The following is a 15,212-nucleotide window of genomic DNA, read 5'->3' on the forward strand; positions in this document are numbered from 1 at the left end:
ATAATGGGAATAACACATGATTAGTTTGCTTGGCATACTGACGCTTTTTGCTCTGGGCTTTTTGCTCTCTGTGAACAGAAAAGCCATAAACTGGCGTACCGTACTCGGCGCGTTTGCGCTGCAATTGTCACTGGGTGCACTGGTACTCTATATTCCCTTTGGTAAAGACATGTTGTTGTCTATGGCCGAGACCGTTTCGCAGGTCATCGGCTTTGCCAAAGCAGGGATCAGCTTTCTGTTCGGTGACATGGGCGAGATGAAATTCGGCTTTATGTTCGCCGTACACGTACTCCCCATCATCGTGTTTTTCTCCTCCTTTATCGCGGTGCTCTACTATCTGGGGATTATGGGTTGGGTGATACGCCTGATTGGCGGAGCGGTTCGCTGGCTGTTAAAAACCAGTCGCCCTGAGTCCATGTCTGCCACCGCTAATATTTTCGTCGGCCAGACCGAAGCCCCTCTGGTTGTCCGGCCCTTTATTCCCACCATGACCCGTTCAGAATTATTTGCCGTGATGGTGGGTGGCCTGGCCTCAGTGGCAGGCTCCGTGCTGGCTGGCTACGCCGGGCTGGGCGTAGAGCTCAAATATCTTATTGCCGCAAGCTTTATGGCTGCACCCGGGGGGTTGATGATGGCAAAATTAATTCTTCCGGAAACCGAAACCCCTAAGAACGATGTTGAGGAGCTGAGCGAACCGGAAGAAAAGAGTGTCAATGTGATCGATGCCGCCGCCAGCGGTGCCGCCAGTGGTCTCAAGCTGGCACTCAATGTTGGTGCAATGTTGCTCGCTTTTGTGGGCCTGATTGCCCTGTTAAACGGTCTGATTGGATGGGTCGGAGGCTGGTTTGGTGCAGGAGATCTGACCCTGCAAATTATTCTCGGCTACGTTTTTCAGCCACTGGCATTCATAATCGGCGTACCCTGGGATGAAGCCCTGCGCGCCGGCAGTTTTATTGGTCAGAAGATTGTGGTCAATGAGTTTGTCGCCTATCTGGATTTTGTAAACTATAAAGACCAGCTGAGTGAAGGCACTCAGGCGATTGTAACCTTTGCCCTGTGTGGCTTTGCCAATTTAAGCTCCATCGCCATACTCCTGGGTGGTTTGGGCAGTATGGCACCGAGCCGCCGCCATGAAATTGCTGAGTTGGGCTTAAGGGCGGTATTTGCCGCTTCACTGGCAAACCTGATGAGTGCCGCCATCGCCGGCTTTTTTATCTTCCTGTAATTGATTAGGTGAGCCCCATATGAAACTCATAGCCATAGATTATCACGCCGACAATGCCGCCCAGGCTTTTGTAGAGTCATTACACCAGACAGGTTTTGGAGTGTTAAAGAACCATCCGATCGAACAACAGAAGGTTGATGAGATCTACCAGGCCGGTCAGGCATTTTTTAACAGCCCACAGAAGCATGATTTTCTCTATGACAAAGAGACACAGGACGGCTACTTTCCGCCGACCGTTTCTGAGGTGGCCAAAGGCCATAAAACCAAAGACATTAAAGAGTATTTTCATTATTACCCCTGGGGGAGATGTCCTGATAGCCTCAAACAACAGCTGGAAAGTTACTACACCCAGACGACAAACTTTGCTGCCGAGCTGTTGGGCTGGGTAGAGAAATATTCCCCTGATAGCGTTTCCTGCCACTATCGTGAACCTCTTTCGCAGATGGTTGAGAACAGCCAGCAGACACTGCTGAGGCTGTTACATTACCCGCCTCTGACAGGCAGCGAAGAGTTGGGCGCGATAAGGGCGGCAGCCCATGAAGATATCAATTTACTGACCATACTACCGGCCGCCAATGAGCCAGGTTTACAGGTTAAAGGTAAAACAGGTGAATGGATGGATGTGCCCTGTGATTTTGGCAACCTGATCGTGAATATCGGCGATATGTTGCAGGAAGCCTCGGACGGTTACTTCCCTTCCACCACACACAGAGTCATCAACCCCCAAGGAGCCGATCAAAGTCGATCGCGTATTTCCTTACCATTGTTTTTACATCCCCGCCCGGAGGTCGTGTTGTCTGATCGACATACCGCCGACAGCTACCTGAAAGAACGGCTGCGCGAACTGGGCGTCATATAGGAGAAACTGAGAATGAGCGTAAGATCCTTTGCCTTACTGATTGGCTTTGTAGCCCTCAGTACAACCGCGCTGGCACAGCCAAAACTTGTGCTGCAGATCACTGTGGATCAGCTGCGGGGTGATATGCTCAGCCGCTATCAGGAGAATTTTGTTAAAGCGCCTGAACAGACCGGGTTTAATCAGTTTCTGAACCAGGGGACGGCGTATCTGAATGCCCATTACCGCCACAACACCACACTGACTGCAGTCGGGCATGCCACACTGGCTACCGGCGCATTACCTTCGCAGCATGGTATTGCAGCCAATAACTGGGCCGACGGCAAAACAGGCGAGCGGGTGTATTGTGTGGCCGACGAATCAACCCATTTACTCGGGGCTGAAGGATACAGTTCTTCGCCAGCCAACCTGATGGCTTCGACCTTTTCTGATGAGCTCTATCTGGCCAGCCAGGGAAAAGCGAAAATATTCTCCGTTTCCATCAAGGATCGTGGCGCCGTATTAACGGGCGGGCAACACGGTAAGTCTTTTTGGTATGATAAAAGCAGCGGTAATATGATCAGCAGCAGTTTCTACTTTGAGCAACTGCCTGACTATGCACAACGTTTTAATCAGTCCGGTTTAAAGAACCGCTTTTTGGATGAACCCTGGGCACTCAGTCTGCCAGAAAAACAATACACCAACAGCCGGGCTAATCGTGCCTTTCAGATCCCTCCTAAAGGATTTAATCAGGGCTTTCCCCACCAGTTACCGGATAAGGCTGATAAACTTTATTACAGCATGCTCACTTATACCCCCTATGGTAATGAGCTCACCGCTGACTTTGCCAGGATGCTCGTCAACGAGCATCAGTTAGGTCAGGGGGAGTTCACCGATTACCTGGCGATAAGTTTCTCAGTGCCTGACTATGTGGGCCATATGTTCGGCCCCAATAGCCTGGAGGCAGAAGACAACCTTATCCGTCTGGACCGCACCCTCGCTGAACTGTTCTCTTTTCTGGATGACAAGGTAGGCCTGGAAAATGTGCTTATCGCACTGTCGGCCGATCACGGCGTAGATGCTATTCCGGAGTATAAAAAATCCCTTGGTTTTCGTGCATTTCGCGGCGATATGAGTTCACAAATAAAGCAGCTGAACGCTGCATTGAGTGAGTATTTCAAAGTCGATGCACAGCTCATTAAGGCTGTTCAGCTGCCATCTGTCTACCTGGACTATCAACAGCTGGAAGAACAACGTATTGATGTGAACGCCGCACAACGAAAACTCGCTGACCTTGCGGCAGATGTGCCGGGTGTTGGCCGTACTTTTACCCGTGATGAGCTCATGTCAAAAGATCTGTCTTTTGATCCTGTCGCCGCAAAGGTACAGAACGCATTTGTCCCACAGCGTAGCGGTGATGTGGTGATTGTGCAGCAATCCTCAGCCATGTCCGGAAACTATGCGGCAGCCACTCATGGCTCGCCCTACCGGTATGATACCCATGTTCCTTTGCACTTTGCAGGTTGGCAGGTCCCTGTACGCACCGTTACCCGGCAGGTTTCCCCTGAAGATCTGGCGATTACACTCTCAGCGCTGCTGGGCATCAGCCAGCCCGATAAAGCGACTGGTAAGGTGCTGCAGGAAGTGTTTGAACGCTGAAAGCTGATAGCTGCAAACTTGTCTGACTTCGCGCCCTCTGTGTCTCTGCGCTGAAAATGTCTCTTTGTGCCTTATAAATCGCTGGCATGTCGCTTAAGAAACTGCACAGATGGTGCGAAAAAGGCGGCGCCTGATTCGGCATTGGTATAATCCAGCCACTTGTCATAATTGCCGTCCTGGTCACCGAATATCATGCTTGTGAGACAAGACACAAAAGGTTTAGCGCTGCTGCAACAACATACCAGCATCAGCCCCTGGGTCTGCATATCGCCATAGGGCATGCTATGAAACAGCATATTACCGGCAACGGACGGGTGCCCGGTTCGGGCGGCATGAGAGAAGGCTGCTATCTGCGAGTCACTCAGACGCCGGTTGTCACCTTTGCTGCGGCCTATTATCATTTCCTGGCGAGCCAGATCCAGTTGCTTCCATTTCAGCAAATCATGACGATAGCGCTGCACGTGTACATAGCTACCACCTGCAAAGTCCGGATCATCATCACCGACTATCGCCACGTTCAGCTTCTTCATACCTTTGGGGTTGTCCGCATCGGTAACAAACCCCGTTAAGTCGCGTCCTTCCAGACACCGAAATCCCTTTACCTGCTCAACCAGCTCCGTTTGCTCTCTGAGAAGGTCACACACTTCCATGCCCATCAAATGGCAGATATCCGCCCGATCGGCACGGATTTGAACAAATATATCACTCGGCTCGGCCGGAGCATGGCGATCTTCACAGCGTAAATCGGGGAACGGTGCCAGTTCAACCGGAATAAGGCCCGGGTAGAGTTCCAGCCAGTAATTGCTGCCAATAGCAACCATTCCCGAAACCATGGCTTCATAATGCTCTTCATCATAATATTCGAAAATATTCAGAATCTGCGCCAGCTTTTCTCTGATGCTGGCGCTATCCTCATCGATCACATTAAATAGCAGATAGATGGCGTGCAGACTGGGCTCTGCACAAACTCCTTTTTGTGGCTGTGACATAGATCTTGATGTACCTCAATAACCCGCTGCATGACCGTCTTTACGGCTTTCTGAAGCACCATAGTACACCTTATTTTCGGCATCCCACATGATCGCCTGGTAACCGCCAAATGCCCCTGACACATCAGTGAGAGTATGGCCCATCTGTACCAGTTTACGGCGCTCCAGTTGAGGGATACCGCTTTCCAGACTCACATAGCCACCGTCCTTCATTACCTCATCAGTTGGCTGACTAGAGCCGGAATGCAGAATTCTGGGTGCGTCGCCTGCTTCCTGAAGGTTCATACCAAAATCAATCAGATTAATCAGTATCTGTGCATGCATCTGGGGTTGAGTGGCCCCTCCCATCACGCCATAACTAAGCCAGGGCTTACCATTACGGGTCACGAAAGCCGGAATGATTGTATGAAAAGGCCGTTTACCGGGTTCATACTGATTAAAGTGGCCTTCCTTCAGGGAAAACATCTCGCCCCTGTCCTGAAGAATAAAGCCAAGGCCCGTTGGGGTCATGCCGGAGCCCATGCCACGATAATTACTCTGAATCAGTGACACCATATTGCCCTGTGCATCTGCCGTGGTCAGGTAAATCGTATCACCATGGTTAATGCCCGCGTCATAGCGCTTGGCGGCTCTGTCAGGATCGATAAGTTTGCGGCGCTTTTCTGCATAGTCTTTAGAGATCAGCCAATCCACCGGGATCTGGTTAAAATCAGGGTCGGCATAATATTTTGCCCGGTCTTCAAACGCCAGTTTCTTGGCTTCCACAAAGGTATGGATATATTCGGCCGAGCCAAAGCCCATATCCGCAATGTCATATCCCTCAAGGATATTAAGAATCTGCAGCGCGGCGATACCCTGCCCATTGGGTGGCAGTTCCCACAGATCGTATCCACGGTAGTTAGTGGACACAGGTTCAACCCAGTCCGAGGTATGAGCGGCCAGGTCCTCTTCACTAAGAAAGCCCCCCTGCTCTTTCATATATGACGCAATAATGCGGGCTATATCCCCTTTATAAAATGCATCCCGACCGCCGGTAGCAATCTTTTCATAGGTCGAGGCCAGATTTGGGTTCTTAAATACCTCACCCTTGCGTGGCGCACGACCATTGGGCATATACGTTTCTTTAAAGCCGGGAAACTGGCTCAGAATAGGCACGCTACGTTGCATATAATAGGCAATCAGTTCTGACACCGGAAAACCTTTTTTGGCATAGTCGATGCTCGGTGCCAGGATTTCAGTCATCGGCAGGCTGCCAAATTTTCCATGTAATTCAAACCAGCCATCAACAGCCCCAGGAACCGATACCGGCAAGGGCCCATGGGAAGGGATCTTTGTCATACCCTGTTGTTTAAAGTGCTCTAGCGTCAACGATTCTGGTGAGCGTCCCGAGGCGTTCAGCCCATATAACTTCTTCGTTTCAGCATCCCAGACAATGGCAAAGAGATCCCCGCCAATACCATTACCTGTAGGCTCAACCAATCCCAGCATTGCATTGGCCGCAATCGCCGCATCAATAGCATTACCACCTTTTTTCAGCACTTCCAGTGCGACTTGTGTTGCAAGGGGTTGACTGGTAGCCGCCATGCCATTTTGCGCGATCACTTCGGAACGTGTGGCAAAAGGCAGACCAGTAATTCGGTCGTAGGCGATCGCAGCGGGTGCGATCATACAAAAGACGAGTAATAGTCGCGATACACTAAACATAATGGGCTTCCTGAAATAAATTCTGAACAGTACTAATTGCACTGAATTACCGGAGAGTAAAGGATAAATCTGTTAATAGCCAATGTTCAACGACTGGGACCTGAGAATTGTTTATTGCCAATAAAAAACGGGCCTGTTAGATAACAGGCCCGCTCATAATCACTTACCAGGTCAATTACTTACGTGAGCCTGTAAAATCCGGATAGGCTTCCAGCCCGCAGTCCACAACATCCAGTCCCTGGTATTCGTCTTCTTCGCTGACCCGAATACCCATGGCGGCTTTAAGCACACCCCAGACCACCAGACTGGCGATAAAGACCCAGGCAAAAATTGTCACAGCACCGATTATCTGGCCACTGAACGTCGCACCTGAATTCGTCAGAGGTACTATCAACAAGCCAAACAAACCTACAGTACCGTGTACTGAAATAGCACCCACTGGATCGTCTATTTTGAGTTTGTCTAAGGCCACAATCGACCCCACTACAATCAAACCACCAATGGCACCGAACAGTGTCGCCTCCAGAGCGGTAGGTGTGGACGGTTCAGCGGTAATCGCTACCAGTCCTGCCAGGGCACCGTTTAAAGCCATGGTCAGATCCGCTTTGTTAAACAATATGCGCGCCAGAATCAGCGCAGCTACGGCGCCACCGGCTGCGGCGGCATTGGTGTTGAGAAACACCATGGCCACAGAATTGGCATTAGCAATATCACCCAGCTTCAGCACCGAGCCGCCATTAAAGCCGAACCAGCCCATCCACAGAATAAAGGTTCCCAACGTAGCCATGGGCAGATTAGCGCCAGGTATCGCGTTAATTTTACCGTCTTTAGTGTATTTCCCTTTACGGGCACCCAATAACAGCACCCCGGCTAAAGCTGCTGCAGCACCGGCCATATGCACAATGCCGGATCCAGCGAAGTCAGAAAAGCCAAGATCACCGAGGTTATACAGACCGAACACATCCTGCCCGCCCCAGGTCCAGCTGCCTTCCAGCGGATAGATAACACCTGTCATCACGACGGCAAAGGCCAGAAATGCCCACAGTTTCATACGCTCCGCTACGGCACCGGAGACAATTGACATCGCCGTTGCGACGAAAACCACCTGAAAGAAGAAGTCAGAAGCTGCAGAATAAACTGCACCACCGGTAAAACCATCTTCGCGGGCAGCAAACTCACCTAAGGTAGCGTCTACGTCAACGCTTTCAATACCCGCCAGGAATATCCCACCGTCATACATAACCGCGTAACCACAGACCATGTACATGATGCAGGCGATCGCATACAGAGCGATGTTTTTAGTCAGAATTTCGGTGGTATTCTTGGCTCTTACCAAGCCGGCTTCGAGCATTGAAAAACCCGCGGCCATCCACATGACCAAAGCCCCGCAGATCAGGAAGTAAAAGGTATCCAGTGCATATTGCAAATGAAATGCTTGTTCCATTATTCTCTCCTCCTGCTATTAAATAGCGTCGTTATCAGTTTCGCCGGTACGTATGCGCACCGCATGCTGCAAATCGAAGACAAAGACTTTGCCATCTCCTATTTTTCCGGTTTTGGCAGCCCCGACTATGGCTTCCACCAGCCTGTCGAGGTGATCATCCTGAACGGCAATTTCCAGTTTGACTTTGGGGAGAAAATCTACCTGATATTCGGCACCGCGATAGAGTTCAGTATGGCCCTTCTGACGACCAAAGCCTTTGACTTCGGTAACGGTCAGACCGTCTATGCCGATCTCTGAAATCGCTTCACGAACATCGTCAAGCTTAAAGGGCTTGATGATGGCACTGACTAATTTCATCTTGTTGCTCCTGATTGATTATTGGTGTTTTAACATCAAGAGCTAAACAAGCGCCGTGCCACAATAAATTATTCTTTAAAAACAGAAAGTTAATTTTATTTCTGGGAGTTTTGAAGAATCATAACGCACTATTTCAGGGCTTCGTGGCCAGAACTCACCAATTTAGTGCAAGCAGAAAATTGTAATAACCTGGCATTCCGGTGGAGGTCAGATTGTCATGTCCTGCATCAATGAACCAAAGTGCTAATTCCGGTGTTTTTCACTTTGTATCCCGTAGACAATGAAACATCTGCATTGAAGTTATTTGGGTATGATCGCCGCGCTGGGGTAGAATCCTCTCTCATCAGGCGAAGGTTAAGGCAGTAATGAAAATGAAGTGGATGATAATGTCAGCTTTGGCGACGCTCATGGTGTGGGTCCAGAGCGCGGCGGCACAGCAGGAGCAGGAAGAAGCTGAAAGCGAACTGACCTTTCCCCTTGTTGAGCGCGTCACAGAAGACGATAAAAACCTGGTTGAAAGGCGTATTCGGGCAGATGTCAGTAGCCAGACTAACCCCTACAGCTTCACTCAGCACAAGCTCAACTATCTGCTGCCGGTTAGTTATCAGAGCAATCCGAATCAGTTAACCGGAGAAAGCTTTGGCGAGGGCAATATCGATAACGTCGAAGCCAAATTCCAGATCAGCGTTAAGATGCCGATTCATCTGGTCGACAAGGCTCAAAGCACAGAAGGCTTGTATTTTGGTTTTACGGCGATGTCTTTGTGGCAGGTCTACAACAGTGAAATCTCCAAGCCTTTCAGAGAAACCAATTATGAACCTGAAGTCTTTTATACCTTTGAAACCAAACTGAAGATTCTCGGCTATCGCTTTAATATGGCACAGGTTGGTATAAACCATCAGTCTAATGGCCAGAATCAGTTACGTTCAAGAAGCTGGAACAGGCTCTACGGTTCCCTGCTGTTCAGTGACGAAACCTCCTTTTATTATCTTAAAGCCTGGTATCGGTTCAAGGAGGATGAGAAAGACGACCCACTGGATCCCAATGGCGACGACAACCCGGATATTACTCATTATCTTGGCCATTTTGAGCTGGGCTACGGCACCCGACTCGGCAATTTCAATCTGGTAACACTGTTCAGAAATAACCTTAAAACCAGTGATAACAAAGGCAGTGCCGAGATCAACCTGAGCTACCCGATCAATGACCGCTATGAAGTGTTATTGCAGTATTTTAATGGCTACGGTGACTCACTTATCGATTATAACCGCCATCAGCAGCGCATCAGCCTTGGGATACAGCTGGCTTATTTCTGAACCCTGAGGTTGCTGCCGTCAATATGCTTTAACAGGGACCAGATTGCTTCTGTCGCCTGACCAAACAACGCCAGGTTCAGTTGTTCAAAGCGATCACCTTCTGTGTGATAGTAAGCATGATCCCCTGTGGTAAAAAATAAAAAGTCGATGCCATGTCTGGCAAAAACCCCGTGGTCGCTGGCGTTGCGATAATTGATTCTGCGAGCGGAGCCAAACCCTCGGGGTTGGCGGGGGAAACGCCCTACAACCTGAAAAGAGGCCGTTGTTTCTATCGCAGCGATAGCCTCGGATATTACGCCGTCTATGTCTCCGCCGATATACAGTCGGTTTCGACGGTCGCCAATGCCAAGCATATCCAGATTCATGTTCAGCCGGATCTTGTCCAGCGGTACCACTGGTGTATCAACAAAGGCTTTGGCACCATACAGACCGAGCTCTTCAGCATCTGTGGCCAGAAAAATCACCGAATGGTGCAGAGGTATTTTCACATCAACCCTGGCACTAGATACGGGTCAGCAGATTCAGTTTGCTCTGATAGCGCTGTTCGTCCTGATGGAATAAAGAGCGACGCTTAGCCATTTTCAGATATCGCTCAGTAGCAGATAAGTCACCCATTTGATAATAAGTCTTCGCCAGTCCGTAATAAAACTCATGTTTGCTTTTATCCAGCGCCAGTGCTCTGCGATAAGAATCGATGGCCTGGCGCCAGTGCGCCTGTTCAAAAGCCTGCTCGGCGAGTAAATAATGATAGAAAGGGTTGCTAAGACGACGACGTTCAATCCGTGCAAGTATCTCCTCGGCCATCTGGTGCCGGCCAGTTAAATTGTACAGATGGGCCAGATTCTCCTGAGCGGTCTGGCTGGCATTCAGTGTAATAGCCTGTTGATAGGCCTGCTCCGCCCGTTGCAGTTCACCGTTGAGCCTGTACAACACACCCATATTAACCCATATTTCGCTGAGTTCAGGGGCAGTAACTGCCGCTGCACGCAAATAAGCATAGGCTGCGGGGTAATCCTCATCGACCAGATAGTCGGCAGCCTTATTATTGTAAAACATGGCCAGAATAAGCTGCTTATCGATCTCCTCTGTAGGAAATTTGACACGGTATCCCTGAGGATCAAAGTCGACTTCCAGGCCCCCTTTGCGGATATACGTGGTGTTGTGTTCGTTACGGGGAAGTATCTTCAGGTTAATGTGCCCATTGAGCATGCTATAGCCCTGAGCAAAGGTCCAGAACTCAGGAATATCCACGTCCTGAAACCTGACATCCAAATTGGCATAATCTGCCATAGCATAGGTCATGATGGACATCGACAGACAGTTGGCAATACCATTTTCGAAGGTTTGTGCGGCAGTAGTATTAGCGCGGCTGTCATAAAGCAAATTCATATGCGATCGATCGAAAATGCCTTTTATCAGACTGCGAATACGTGCTTTGGGATCATCTATGCGCAGAATCTGCTTATCAACAAAGCTGCGCATTGCCAGACTTAACCCGAACACCTCCGCTTCCGGCTCAATCTCAATATTCTGGTAGCCGTCAAAAAGCTCATCGGCTAAATGAGTCTGCGGATTGACCACAACCTGTTGTGTCTGGCTTGCACAGCCCGATAATATCAGACTCAAAAGCACCGCCGGAATCATCCACTTTTGCATTGCAAACCTCAGCATCATTACAGCCCTGATACTAAATTTAGTTTGCTTATGCTGCTCTCACAACCCATTTCGTCACGTAATACTGTAACTTCAGATAAACACATTAAAAAAACGTTGTAACCTGAAACAGCAACAAACCGACGCTCAGAGCGCCGGGTTCCAACGAAGAGTGGACTACTCCCCAGACTGAGACAGATCAGCGTCGCGGATCTGTTTAAATTCCGCGCCCTCTTTCCAGCCTGGCCAGGCATCAGAGTTACCCAGCTTCTCCACCAATGAGTAGATTAGGTGGAGATCATTTTTCACCCCGCTATATTGCCAGCTTTCGAGATACTCATCGGCGGGTTTGTGGTAGCGATTGGCAATATAATCCGGGTCACTGTCGCCGAGATCCATAAACAGTAAACCCGGTACACCTTGTTGCGCCAGAGCGAAATGATCAGAGCGGAAAAACAACCCATTTTGCGGATTGCTATCAGGTTTTACCCGCCGTCCCTGAGCCGCCGCCGCTTGTTGCAGCCAGCTTTCCAGCTCCTGAAGCCCGTCACCATACTTGAGCACATAATCGGTGGCGCCGGCCAGATTCATACTATCGATATTAAACAAGCCAACCATCTGGTGGGTCGGCACCGGGGGGTGCTGAGCAAAAGCAAACGCACCCAACAAGCCGGTTTCCTCAGCAGTAAAAAAAGCCAGTAACACAGAACGTTTAAGAGGTTTGTCCCGTTCGCTCAGCATTCTTGCCAGCTCCAGAACACCCGCCACACCAGATGCATTATCCACCGCACCGTTAAAGATGTTGTCTCCCTTAACGCCGACCTTTTTGCCAAACGCATCCCAATGGGCTGTCAGCAACACATATTCATCTTTTTGACTGGTACCGGGAAGAACACCGACTACGTTATGACTCTCCCCCATTTTATTCCAGTGGATAGTACGTAAGTTCGCATTGACGCCCAAGGATACAGGCTTAAAGCCGGGGTTGGCCGCATCGGCTTTGAGTTGCTGAAAATCCAGGTCCTGGCTGGCAAAAATCTTTTCTGCGGTGTGGGTCTGCATCCAGCCCATTGCCTCGAGCTCATCGGCGTTACCGCTTTCGTCAACCAGCATATATTTAGTACCAGTAGCACCCGATTCCACCACGCTCCAGGGATAACCCGCTGCTCCGGTTTCATGCACAATAAAGACCCCACTGGCGCCGCGGCGGATGGCTTCTTCGTATTTATACGTCCAACGACCATAGTACGTCATCGCGTTGCCGCGAAATACAGACTCATCCTGGGTTGCATAGCCCGGGTCATTTACCAGCATGATCAGGGTCTTGCCTTTAACATCCATGTCAGCGTAGTCGTGCCAGCCATACTCCGGGGCATCAATTCCATAGCCAACGAATATAACTTCGGAATCATTCAACTCAGTACGCTTGGTCATTTTCTGAGTTCGTGACACAAAATCTGTTCCTGGCTCAAAACTCAGATCACCAATTTTCAGCTGCATATCCTGAGAGGCTGCGATGCTGGCCATAGGAACGGTCTGGATAAAATCACCATGGTAGCCAGGCTGCACTCCGAGCTTTTTCAGCTCCTCAACCAGATAACTGATGGTTTTTTCTTCTCCCTGAGTCATCGGGCCCCGCCCTTCAAACTCGTCAGAGGCGAGTGTTTTCACATAGTTTTTATAGGACTGTTGTGAAAAACTCACCGCTTTGTCGGCTGCAAAAGCTGCCCCAGACAACATCAGCATTGCCATAAAGATTACGAACACTCGCATACAAACTCCTATACTCAGAGCAAGGTCTCAAGCCAGTTTCTGGCCTCGTCCTGAGAATCAAAAAAAACATGGGGCATACCAACCTTGGTATATATCCCCTCCCAGAACTGGCGAACGATTGATGGGCTATTGGCCTGCGACAACACCATCGCAACCGCAACCATACCTGATTCCCGCGAGCGCCGTATTGACTCGTACATGAGTTCTTTGCCTTCAGGCGTTAACAGGGGTTCGTTGTAAAACACCACCAGATTCCCCCAGGGCTTACCCCGCAACTGGTCCCGGTAATGTTTAACATCCTGCTGATATTGCTGCACCAGTTCAGCATTACCGGGGCCTTCGGCATGCAGGATCAGGATCCTGCCCTCCAGTTCAATACGGATACTCCCATGAATTCTGTGATAATCAGTCATTCAAATGTCTCATTCCAATCCCAAAAACCCACCCGTCTGGTGGGCCCACAACCTGGCATAGATCCCCTTTTGCGCCAGTAGCTGCGCATGTGTGCCTGATTCCACGATACGCCCCTCGTCCAGCACCAGCAAGCGGTCCATGGCTGCGATGGTAGATAAACGATGCGCGATGGCAACAACGGTCTTATTTTCCATGATTTTATTCAGACACTCCTGAATCGCCACTTCCACTTCTGAATCCAGTGCCGATGTGGCCTCATCCAGAATAAGAACAGGAGCATCTTTAAGCATCACCCTGGCAATGGCAATACGCTGGCGCTGGCCGCCGGAAAGCTTCACTCCCCGCTCACCAACATGGGCGTCATAGCCTGTGCGCCCTTTTGAATCAGAGAGCTGGAGGATAAATTCATCCGCTTCGGCCTGCTTCGCGGCATGGCGCATTTCCTCTTCACTGGCATCCATGCGTCCGTAAAGGATATTATCCCGTACAGAACGGTGCAGCAAAGAGGTATCCTGCGTCACCATACTAATTTTGCCGCGCAGACTCTCCTGAGAAACGTCGCGAATATCCTGCCCATCAATGCGTATCTGCCCGGACTGAACATCATAAAACCTCAGCAACAGGTTCACCAATGTCGACTTACCTGCACCTGAACGCCCGACCAGACCGACTTTTTCTCCGGGTGCAATGTTGATATTCAGCTTTTCAAATACTCTGTTGCGCTGATCATAGGCAAACTCTACGTCCCTGAACTCTACGCTGCCACCAGCGATGTCAAGATTGTCTGCATTGTCTTTGTCATTAACCTTGACGGGAATAGAAAGGGTGTTCATGCCGTCCTGAACTGTACCGATATTCTCAAACAACCCGGCCACTTCCCACATGATCCACTGTGACATACCGTTGAGACGAAGGCTCAGGCTCACTGCCACAGCAATGCTGCCCGCCGTTGTCACACTGCCTATCCATAAATAAATTGCCAGTGCAGTAATAGAAAAAATCAGCAACGCGTTACTGATCCAGACGCAGGCATTGAGCACCGTCACCAGTCTCATCTGCGGGTAAACCGTGGTCAGAAACTTGTCCATGCTATCGCGGGCGTAGCCCATTTCCCTGTTCGTATGCGCAAACAGCTTCACTGTTGCAATATTGGTATAGCTGTCAACAATTCGCCCGGTCATCACAGAGCGTGCATCAGCCTGTTTTTCAGATACTGATTTAAGCTTTGGCAGTAACACCCGGAGAATAGTGACATAGGCCACAAACCACAGGGCCAGAGGCATACTCAGACGCCAGTCAATGTTAAATACGAGTACGAAAACGCTAACGAAGTAAACACTCACATACACCATCAGATCTAGCAGCTTGCGCACGGTTTCTCTGACGGACAGAGCCGTTTGCATCACTTTGGTGGCTACGCGCCCGGCGAATTCGTCCTGAAAGAAGCCCAGACTCTGTCCTAATAAGTGGCGATGCGCCTGCCAGCGAATTCGCATAGGAAAGTTACCCAGCAGAGTCTGATGGTTAACCAGTGAATGCAGCACGATCGCACCTGGTAACAACAACAGAATCACCAGCGACATCCACATCAGGCTGGCTTTTTCCTCGCTCAGAAAAGTCTCCGGATCACGGGTAGAGAACCAGTCAACCAACTGGCCCAGGTAGCCGAACAGGCTGACCTCCAGCACTGCGATCAGTGCACTGAGCAATGACAAGCTCAACAGCGCACCTTTCATACCTTTGGAGTAATACCAGCAAAATCCCAACAGATTTGCCGGTGGCTGGGCAGGGGATTCCTCAGGAAACGCCTTCACCATACGTTCAAAAAAAGAAAACACTTCGA

At 49.9% G+C, this 15,212-nt stretch carries 13 protein-coding genes; 4 read left to right on the top strand and 9 right to left on the bottom strand.

The window, feature by feature from the left end; genetic code table 11:
- Positions 1-16: 16 nt before the first annotated feature.
- Genes CDA54_RS02555 through CDA54_RS02565 form a run of 3 tightly spaced genes read left to right on the top strand, consistent with a single transcriptional unit; the run spans position 17 to position 3,719 of the window.
- Positions 17-1,225, top strand: a complete 1,209-nt coding sequence (locus CDA54_RS02555; RefSeq protein ID WP_099033436.1) for a NupC/NupG family nucleoside CNT transporter — start codon at positions 17-19, stop codon at positions 1,223-1,225.
- A 19-nt stretch (positions 1,226-1,244) separates the two neighbouring features.
- The gene (locus tag CDA54_RS02560; RefSeq protein WP_099033437.1) at positions 1,245-2,084 is read left to right on the top strand and encodes an isopenicillin N synthase family dioxygenase; all 840 of its coding nucleotides are present in this window, start codon (positions 1,245-1,247) and stop codon (positions 2,082-2,084) included.
- 12 nt (positions 2,085-2,096) lie between these two features.
- Positions 2,097-3,719 carry an alkaline phosphatase family protein gene (locus CDA54_RS02565; protein WP_099033438.1) on the top strand — a complete coding sequence of 541 codons (1,623 nt, stop codon included), beginning with the start codon at positions 2,097-2,099 and terminating at the stop codon, positions 3,717-3,719.
- A 71-nt stretch (positions 3,720-3,790) separates the two neighbouring features.
- Here the strand turns inward: CDA54_RS02565 and CDA54_RS02570 are convergent, their stop codons facing one another.
- From CDA54_RS02570 to glnK, 4 genes are all read right to left on the bottom strand, one after another.
- Complete coding sequence (locus CDA54_RS02570; protein WP_099033439.1) at positions 3,791-4,708, bottom strand: Dyp-type peroxidase; 918 nt, start codon at positions 4,706-4,708, stop codon at positions 3,791-3,793.
- A 15-nt stretch (positions 4,709-4,723) separates the two neighbouring features.
- On the bottom strand, positions 4,724-6,412 hold the full coding sequence (gene ggt / locus CDA54_RS02575) for a gamma-glutamyltransferase (RefSeq protein ID WP_099033440.1): 1,689 nt from the start codon (positions 6,410-6,412) through the stop codon (positions 4,724-4,726).
- Between the two features lie 175 nt (positions 6,413-6,587).
- Positions 6,588-7,856 carry an ammonium transporter gene (locus CDA54_RS02580; protein WP_099033441.1) on the bottom strand — a complete coding sequence of 423 codons (1,269 nt, stop codon included), beginning with the start codon at positions 7,854-7,856 and terminating at the stop codon, positions 6,588-6,590.
- Between the two features lie 18 nt (positions 7,857-7,874).
- Positions 7,875-8,213, bottom strand: coding sequence for a P-II family nitrogen regulator (gene glnK, locus CDA54_RS02585; protein ID WP_099033442.1), 339 nt, complete (start codon positions 8,211-8,213; stop codon positions 7,875-7,877).
- Between the two features lie 371 nt (positions 8,214-8,584).
- On the opposite strand from glnK, the gene CDA54_RS02590 reads away from it, so the two are divergent.
- On the top strand, positions 8,585-9,529 hold the full coding sequence (locus tag CDA54_RS02590; protein ID WP_099033609.1) for a phospholipase A: 945 nt from the start codon (positions 8,585-8,587) through the stop codon (positions 9,527-9,529).
- Here CDA54_RS02590 and CDA54_RS02595 read toward each other — a convergent pair.
- The 5 genes from CDA54_RS02595 to CDA54_RS02615 form a co-directional block, all read right to left on the bottom strand.
- Positions 9,520-10,017, bottom strand: coding sequence for a M28 family metallopeptidase (locus CDA54_RS02595; RefSeq protein ID WP_099033443.1), 498 nt, complete (start codon positions 10,015-10,017; stop codon positions 9,520-9,522). The genes CDA54_RS02590 and CDA54_RS02595 overlap by 10 nt on opposite strands.
- A gap of 13 nt (positions 10,018-10,030) precedes the next feature.
- Positions 10,031-11,185 (bottom strand): tetratricopeptide repeat protein, encoded by a 1,155-nt coding sequence (locus CDA54_RS02600; RefSeq protein ID WP_180237091.1) that lies wholly within the window; start codon positions 11,183-11,185, stop codon positions 10,031-10,033.
- A 174-nt stretch (positions 11,186-11,359) separates the two neighbouring features.
- Positions 11,360-12,955: a M28 family metallopeptidase gene (locus CDA54_RS02605; protein WP_099033445.1), complete on the bottom strand. Its 1,596-nt coding sequence runs from the start codon at positions 12,953-12,955 to the stop codon at positions 11,360-11,362.
- Positions 12,956-12,969: 14 nt separating this feature from the next.
- Entirely contained in the window at positions 12,970-13,368 is a 399-nt protein-coding gene (locus tag CDA54_RS02610; protein ID WP_099033446.1) for a hypothetical protein, read from the bottom strand.
- A gap of 9 nt (positions 13,369-13,377) precedes the next feature.
- On the bottom strand, positions 13,378-15,207 hold the full coding sequence (locus CDA54_RS02615; protein WP_099033447.1) for an ABC transporter ATP-binding protein: 1,830 nt from the start codon (positions 15,205-15,207) through the stop codon (positions 13,378-13,380).
- Positions 15,208-15,212: the final 5 nt, after the last annotated feature.

The sequence above is a fragment of the Lacimicrobium alkaliphilum genome (assembly GCF_002591895.1).
Taxonomy (GTDB): Bacteria; Pseudomonadota; Gammaproteobacteria; order Enterobacterales; family Alteromonadaceae; genus Lacimicrobium; species Lacimicrobium alkaliphilum.

Coding starts and splice junctions, on each gene's coding strand:
- CDA54_RS02580 (WP_099033441.1), bottom strand. CDS start 7,856: ATGGAACAAGCATTTCATTTGCAATATGCACTGGATACCTTTTACTTC.
- CDA54_RS02600 (WP_180237091.1), bottom strand. CDS start 11,185: ATGCAAAAGTGGATGATTCCGGCGGTGCTTTTGAGTCTGATATTATCG.
- glnK (WP_099033442.1), bottom strand. CDS start 8,213: ATGAAATTAGTCAGTGCCATCATCAAGCCCTTTAAGCTTGACGATGTT.
- CDA54_RS02590 (WP_099033609.1), top strand. CDS start 8,585: ATGAAGTGGATGATAATGTCAGCTTTGGCGACGCTCATGGTGTGGGTC.
- CDA54_RS02565 (WP_099033438.1), top strand. CDS start 2,097: ATGAGCGTAAGATCCTTTGCCTTACTGATTGGCTTTGTAGCCCTCAGT.
- CDA54_RS02555 (WP_099033436.1), top strand. CDS start 17: ATGATTAGTTTGCTTGGCATACTGACGCTTTTTGCTCTGGGCTTTTTG.
- CDA54_RS02570 (WP_099033439.1), bottom strand. CDS start 4,708: ATGTCACAGCCACAAAAAGGAGTTTGTGCAGAGCCCAGTCTGCACGCC.
- CDA54_RS02560 (WP_099033437.1), top strand. CDS start 1,245: ATGAAACTCATAGCCATAGATTATCACGCCGACAATGCCGCCCAGGCT.
- ggt (WP_099033440.1), bottom strand. CDS start 6,412: ATGTTTAGTGTATCGCGACTATTACTCGTCTTTTGTATGATCGCACCC.
- CDA54_RS02605 (WP_099033445.1), bottom strand. CDS start 12,955: ATGCGAGTGTTCGTAATCTTTATGGCAATGCTGATGTTGTCTGGGGCA.
- CDA54_RS02610 (WP_099033446.1), bottom strand. CDS start 13,368: ATGACTGATTATCACAGAATTCATGGGAGTATCCGTATTGAACTGGAG.